At 47.9% G+C, this 6906-nt stretch carries 7 protein-coding genes and 2 pseudogenes; 4 read left to right on the top strand and 5 right to left on the bottom strand.

What is annotated here, in order from left to right; genetic code table 11:
* Window positions 1-209: 209 nt before the first annotated feature.
* The 4 genes and pseudogenes from L691_RS28340 to L691_RS0108395 all read right to left on the bottom strand — a co-directional run.
* Window positions 210-798, bottom strand: a pseudogene (locus tag L691_RS28340) (Rpn family recombination-promoting nuclease/putative transposase); the annotation flags it as partial.
* A 60-nt stretch (window positions 799-858) separates the two neighbouring features.
* Complete coding sequence (locus L691_RS0108405) at window positions 859-1767, bottom strand: endonuclease I family protein (RefSeq protein WP_025689952.1); 909 nt, start codon at window positions 1765-1767, stop codon at window positions 859-861.
* The gene (locus L691_RS0108400) at window positions 1764-2729 is read right to left on the bottom strand and encodes a S8 family peptidase (protein ID WP_025689951.1); all 966 of its coding nucleotides are present in this window, start codon (window positions 2727-2729) and stop codon (window positions 1764-1766) included. Before L691_RS0108400 ends, L691_RS0108405 begins: the two co-directional genes overlap by 4 nt.
* Before the next feature lie 348 nt (window positions 2730-3077).
* On the bottom strand, window positions 3078-3341 hold the full coding sequence (locus L691_RS0108395; RefSeq protein ID WP_025689950.1) for a DUF6809 family protein: 264 nt from the start codon (window positions 3339-3341) through the stop codon (window positions 3078-3080).
* 69 nt (window positions 3342-3410) lie between these two features.
* Here L691_RS0108395 and L691_RS0108390 point away from each other — a divergent pair, with 69 nt between their 5' ends.
* The 4 genes from L691_RS0108390 to L691_RS34055 all read left to right on the top strand — a co-directional run bounded on the left by L691_RS0108390 (window position 3411) and on the right by L691_RS34055 (window position 6541).
* Window positions 3411-3638, top strand: a complete 228-nt coding sequence (locus L691_RS0108390) for a helix-turn-helix domain-containing protein (protein WP_025689949.1) — start codon at window positions 3411-3413, stop codon at window positions 3636-3638.
* A gap of 745 nt (window positions 3639-4383) precedes the next feature.
* The gene (locus L691_RS31190; RefSeq protein WP_025689948.1) at window positions 4384-5103 is read left to right on the top strand and encodes a helix-turn-helix domain-containing protein; all 720 of its coding nucleotides are present in this window, start codon (window positions 4384-4386) and stop codon (window positions 5101-5103) included.
* Between the two features lie 64 nt (window positions 5104-5167).
* Window positions 5168-6172: a hypothetical protein gene (locus L691_RS0108375; RefSeq protein ID WP_025689947.1), complete on the top strand. Its 1005-nt coding sequence runs from the start codon at window positions 5168-5170 to the stop codon at window positions 6170-6172.
* 108 nt (window positions 6173-6280) lie between these two features.
* Window positions 6281-6541 (top strand): hypothetical protein, encoded by a 261-nt coding sequence (locus L691_RS34055; RefSeq protein WP_025689946.1) that lies wholly within the window; start codon window positions 6281-6283, stop codon window positions 6539-6541.
* A gap of 25 nt (window positions 6542-6566) precedes the next feature.
* On the opposite strand, the pseudogene L691_RS32610 reads toward L691_RS34055, so the two are convergent.
* Window positions 6567-6906: pseudogene (locus L691_RS32610) on the bottom strand (hypothetical protein); the annotation flags it as partial.

Below are 6906 nucleotides of genomic sequence, written 5' to 3'. Positions count from 1 at the left end.
CCGTGCGCGTCTGCCAATTCCGCCACGACCGCGTATGAATACAAAAATAATACAGCCACAAAAAGTAATATAACATGAATTGATTGAGAGGACAACAATAATTTTATTGGTTGCCGGAACGAGTACCGCCTTTTCCCGCCCCGGAAGCTGTCCCGCCAATCCAGGTCAAGCATCGGATTTTCGGCAGCTTGCTGCTGCAAGGTACATTATCAAAGCTTTATAGATTTAATCTCATCTTCGGTAAGACCGGTCGCCTTGGTAATTGTAGCAATGTCCAAGCCCATAGCAAGCATATTCTTGGTCACATCTCTTTTGCCTTTATATATTCCTTCCGCAATACCTGCCGACTTCGCCCCCTCGATCATTGAAGCTTCATCATGCAAATATTTCTGTCTGGCCTCATACAAGCGTCTAGCTTCCGAATCCTGGCTCAAATATTGTAGGGTATCCATCGCCTTCTCCAATCCCGGCTCATTCATCTTCAGCACCTCCCAATAGGATGTATCGGCACCTTTCAGAAACAACAGCCAATTGATTAACCCGCCCTCCGACGGGACTGCACGTTCATCCAGCTTCGGCAGCTCCAGAAAATGGACCTCAATATCGTCAATTAAGGATATTCCTGTCCGATCCTCGCGCAGATGAAAAACATTATGGTATTGTTCGTTCTTCAGAAACGAATAGTTTAGAATGTTGATCGTCACGCATTTCTTTAGGCTCTGGATACTTGTCGCCTTCCTTGAGCTGACCAGCATAACGTTTACTCCAATAAAACAGCGTTCGCTTCTCAATATCATAATATTTTAGCCGATGATTAATCATCGGCTATTTCTCTATGAAGCTCAGCACTTCGCACACCTAGTTACCGCCGATTCCCGCCCACTGCTCTGCTTCTTCCGGAAAATCGATAAACGGGTTCCGGTTGCCCTGCAGCTCGAAAATCGCCAAATTCCGGTGCAGTTCATACAGCGAAACCGGAAACATGCGGTGCCATTCCAGCAGCAGCTTTTCATCGGCATGGCCGCTGTCGATAACGCCGGGATAGCGCAGCAGGAAATACAGGGTTGCGCGGGCGACAATGCCTTTACCGTATTCAGGCTCAAACCGGTCATCCTCCTGCTTGCCGCAGCCCGCAATGACATTCTGCGCACTCACTTCAGGCGTATAGTCCAAAAAATCATAATACGGATGATTCCCTCTCCGGCTGTTGCAGCCTGGCTCGCAGGCAAACAGATGATGCAGGTCGCCCCGCATCGGCTCTTGCTTTCCGAACCATGACTGCGGCACGACATGCTCGCAGTTCAGCTGACCCTCACCCGTCAGGCTTACATCATCCTCCGCTTCCGCAGCGGAAGCGTCCTGCTGGGCTCCAGGCTGCCCTTTCGGCTCACCGCCGCTGGGTTCCGAAGGTGTGTCGTTCGCACCCTTGCCCGGATGAGCCGCCGCTTCGAGCAGCCGGATATCCGCTTCAATCGCTTTAAGCGGGGACATGGCGCGGCCGGAATACAAGCTTTTCAACTGCCCATCCTCTTGCAGATCGACCCACGGATAAACATAGAGGTAAGGTTTATAAGGCAGCCGATGGTCATGAGTTCGCTCAAGCAGCTGCTGGAGTTCACTTCTATTCATGGCGCGGCCGCTGTAATAACTATTTTTCAGCTCGTTGTCCCGCGTTTCGTCGTAGTAAGGACGCTCGCCGGTCATCGCGAGGTGTATTTTCCTGGCTGTGTCCAGCTCAAGCGCCAGCTTCTGCATCATTCCCGTCATTGATTTATCACCTTGGCGACGACAGCAGGCGTAAAGACTTTGGCCAGTTCCTCCTGGGCCGTCAAATACAGCAGTCCGTTGCCCTCCAGCCGCGGCGAGTTGCCAAGCGGGATCGTCCGCTTGATCAGCTGCGCGTACAGCTCGGTTTCGGTCAGGTTGCGGCCGAAGCTCTCGCTTGCGATCTGCTTGATCAGCGCCATCGCACCCGATACGTGCGGCGTCGCCATAGAGGTGCCGCTGAGCGTCGCGTAGCTTTTGTTCAGATAGGTTGATAGGATTCCCGCCCCTGGCGCGACAAGGTCCACTTCATTGTTCGAATTCGTGAAATTAGTCGAGTTCCGCTGCAAATCGACAGCGCCTACGCTGATGACCTCGTTATATGAGCCAGGATAGTCGAATTCATCGGTAGCGTAATTGCCGTCGCCTTCGTTCCCCGCCGCGCAGACTACCAAAATATTCGCCGCCACCGCCCGCTTGATCGCCGCATGCATCTCCGGCACATCCTCCGGTCCGCCGAGCGACATCGAGATGATATCCGCCTTTTGTTCAACCGCATAATTGATCCCATTGATAATCCACTCGTATTGGCCTGAGCCTTCCTTGTTCAGCACCTTCAGGATCAGCAGGCTCGCCTCCGGCGCGACACCGACCACACCGGTATTGTTGCTGATCGCCGCAATCGTGCCGGCTACATGCGTGCCGTGTCCGTTGTAATCCACGAATACATCCGGGCTGCCGTTATCATCATCGGTAAAATTCCGCCCGCCGGCAATCCGCCCCTTCAAATCCGGATGCGAAACCTCGCACCCCGTATCCAGAATGGCTACCTTAATGCCTTTCCCCTTTGTCTGACTCCATACCGCCGGAGCCTGAATCATCTCAATGCCCTTCGGAATTTCGCTTACCTGCTCAACCTGCGCATCGATCCGATAAGGAAAAAGCCTGATTTTCCGTTGTTCCATTATCTCTCCTCCTCCTAAGAGTAAAAATGAAATACTCTCTCCAATTAAACCTTTATATCTTAATTTTAGTATTTTTTGGAGAAACATATTATAACATCTATTCTTCAGAGCCCTCAATAGACAGGAACGCTAGTTCTTAATTTGTACACAGTTTAGCGGAACATCCCTAATTAAAAGGGAGGCAAGAAGGAATGACGGTGCTGCCTTTATTGGGAAGACAACCCTTTCACACGCACCTCGTTTATTCTTTTTCATACCTATTTACGCAAGCAAAAAGACACCCAGTTTCACATTCCTCCGGTGCCTTTACGGTAATTTTATGACTTATATCAAAGCATCATCATTAGATCAAGCTAAGACTTCGATCATCATCGCCGCCCCAAGCTTGAACCCGCACGTAAACGAAGCGGCCATGTCCATCCCTTGAACCTGGTGAAATAAATCCGCCAAAGCCTCAAGGTCTTTAAAATCATCTTCAGAAAGCTTCTTTTTCCATGATTCCATGGATTCGGATATTTGTCTGCTTAACGCGCGATATTTCGGGTCTTTGGAAACAACCCTCTCATCGGGAATGAGACTGCCGTAATACAGTGATTCCAGTAAGCTGCGCATCGAATTCCACCTTTGAACTAAATAATATGAATAAACCTATCATATTTAAAGGCAATAGGTGGTACGCCTATGCGTATAGTTAAAGATAAAAAACAAAAAGTTGACCAGGTACATAAAATTTCCTTACGGGAGTTATCCAGACTCTCCGACGTCCGGCATGCTGCATTAAGCGAGCTGGCTAACGGAAAAAGAGAAAGCATTAGCTTCAGCCATATTGAAAGAATTGCAGAAGCCTTAAAAATTCGGGATATACGTGAAATTATTGATTTGGTTGATGATGAAGAAGTCAAGAAGTAAAGTAAAAGAGAGCACCGATTAAGGTACTCTCTTATTTTTGTATAAGTGGTGCGGACGAGAGGACTCGAACCTCCACTGGAGGTTAGCACACTGAACCTGAATCCAGCGCGTCTGCCAATTCTGCCACGTCCGCATAGGTGTTGCTTGTTCGCTTCAAGGCTGGTGCCTTCGAAGACGAAAAGGGTTATTATAGATTGCAGTTGGCGCCGTGTAAAGACCATTTCGTTTTTGCTTATTTTTGTTCCAAAATGGATTTCGTCCGCTCCGAAAGCTCTATTACTAGTGAGTCGTACAGCAGCAGAAGCTCCTTGGAAGGCTTAATGCCGAGCTCCCCGACGCGGGGCGTTACGGTTTGAGTGCAAAGTTCAGTTTACCGGCAAGAAAGTATACGAGCGCAATGATGTTTTTGTCGGAGCGGTAGCCGCGTGCTTTTCGCTTCGCGGCTTGGAACTATTAATTTATTCCGACCTCCTAACACCAGATAATAAACTGATTGCCTAATTTCCTTCTCCAAACACCACAAACGCTAATGCCACTGCGTTCCCATTAGGTCACTGCCATAGACATCGAAGGGATATGAATGTGTTTACCCTCCAGCTGTACCGCATAGTCCTTCCGCATCTCCCGCTCAACCCACAGTTGCAGAATATCAGCTACACTCATCTTTGGATAAATGGTACTCTCGTTTTCGAGCTACTATAATAAAAGCAACGACGTCGCAATCCAATCTTGGGAGATGTGATTCATGATAAGTGCTGACGCAGTCGGGAAACGGATTTCTACGCTTCGAAAAGAAAAACAATTGTCACAAGAACAATTAGCTGAACACTTAAATGTCAGCGCCCAAGCCGTTTCAAAATGGGAGACAGGTAAATCCTTGCCTGAAACCTCTACGCTTCCTTTACTATCACATATATTGGGTCAATCGATCGACCGTATTTTGATGCCCCAACAGTTGGTGGTTCTCCAAGCCATCTACACTGATGGTTATGAAAGCCACGATGTCACTCATTTTGTAAACCAGTTCGTTATCGACAATCATTTGACATTTTTCCTGAATGATCAGACCCTTCCCCATCGTATTCAAAGCAATCGAATAAAGCTGCTGCTTATCAAATACCAGATCCCTTCGGGTACCTATGCCGCTTATGTTTTGCAGGATAACCTGTTAGCCATTAACCTCGATAGCGAGGGCTGCAGCCTACCCTCTGGAGAACTGGAATTTGTATTTTCTGCATACGGCAATGAGCGGAAGCATCAGAATATCATGAATAAAATGAAACATTATCAATATTTTAAATGGGAGCATTTCACCGTAACTCATGAAGCTGTTCCCAAGCCTGATCGACAATCAGGGGGAGGATTATCTTTTGCTCGTTTATGTAAACGCCACCGGCATACACGCCATAAGCTGCCCGGAAGGAGACACGATTCATTACACACCGGACCGGACGCAACTTTTTAGAAGTAACTCCATAAATGATTGCTATATTGTTCAGGATGTCGGCCATCTGGGTTTTGGTCAAAGCATGGATTGTTCATGGGCAGGCGCTCTTTATCTGTCACTAAAAACCATGGGACAGGAAACCGCTTATGAAACCGTAATGGGTGTTTCCGGGGCGTGCTGGAGAGTCGCTTTTACCCCCGTTTGGGATTATAGCTCCACGGATGCTCTGGTCGCTTACGACTATGCCACTCCGGCATTTAAAGCCTATGGTCTTCAGGTCAGCTGGACAGACCGGATCATATCCAAAGAACGCGAATTGGAAATGCAGCACATTAAGGAAAGCATCAAAAACCACCAATTGCCGATTGCTATTAATCTGCGGGTCGCTCCCGAGTGGGGAATCATCACAGGCTATCTAAATGGTGGAGAAACCTTGCTGTGCCGCAGTTATTTTGACGATAAGACTTTTCAAGATCATATAGATGACCCGGAATTTCAAGAGTATATGAAAATAAGCAAAGGGTACCTGAATGTGGATCAATGGCCTTTCATCCTCATTCGTTTTAACGGCGAAGTCTCCAAGCCATCTGCTCTGGACAATCTTTACGCTTCGCTTCAGGTCAAACTAGACTCCATGTACGCCGAGGAAAACAGAGGATATAAGCTAGGTTATCAAGCCCTGCAAGCATGGCGGGAAGGATTGCTGGATGAACGATGGTATCAAACGGCGAAGCCACAGGATTTTGCCCGAAGGCTCGGCGTCAACCACTTTTGCCTAATGGCTCTGACAGATGCCAGAAGAAGTGCGGCTATCTATTTAAAGCATATGCTTTCATTCCCGGCGTCCTCCCCAACCAAGCACCTAAGCGAAATGGCGGACGTCTACGAGCAAATGCATTCCCTGCTTCAACCTTTCTACGTGAGTCTGACGGATGCGAAATCCTTGGACACCTACGATTCTCCGAAAAAAGCCTGGACGAAGGAGCAACGGCAGCAGCAAGCAGATTTACTGCATCTCATCGCGGTTCTGGAACAGCAGGGGGATGAGTTGGCCAAGCGAATCTTGGCAGCTGCGGGAAATGGCTAAGACTTTTAGGAGGGCGACCTTCCCTGTGCAGTACACAGCTGCTGAAATTGAGAAAGACACCCGGAAGGGTGTCTTTTTCTTTTCTCCATGTGAAACCGAGGCTTGGACGTGCAGAGCCACAATTCGGCGCGAGCCGCTGCTGGTGCTGTACGCAAACACTTTTTAGCATACGCGTTTCAAAAAAGGGTAGTTATCGCCATCGGCAAGCTAATTGGCGAAGGCTTCGATGATGCCAGATTGGATACTTTGTTCCTTGTCCATCCCATCTCTTGGTCAGACACTTTGCAGCAATATGCAGGCAGATTGCATCGAAGTCATGTGAACAAAGAAGAAGTCCCTTTCCTAAATAGCAAAGAAAAGGACTCTTAAATCTAGTAGCACCGCTTAAATATCTTCAAACAAATAAATCCTCATACTTGCGTATTTGCGATATAAGAATTTTCGAAACCCTCCCAAGCTCTTCGTCATGCTGCTCTATAAATTGCAGAACCGCAGCACGATCAAATTGAAGGGTTGTATCAAGAGCACGTGCTTGCTTCGAAAAATCTTTGCTAAATGGTTTGGCTTTAACATTCCGTAAGGCCACATCTGTCGGCATACTGAATGGATAATCCGTTATATCTGACAGTAGACTCAAGCCATGATCAAAATAGGGGCAAAGTCTATATCCCGTAGGTCCATGAATAAAAGCAATATTGGTGAACTCTCCCCCACTTAGCTTACGCATGAAGTGG

The organism is Paenibacillus zanthoxyli JH29, from assembly GCF_000520715.1.
GTDB lineage: Bacteria > Bacillota > Bacilli > Paenibacillales > Paenibacillaceae > Paenibacillus_AQ > Paenibacillus_AQ zanthoxyli.
The sequence above is the reverse complement of the archived record's forward strand: the minus strand, read 5'-3'. Positions and strand labels throughout refer to the sequence as shown.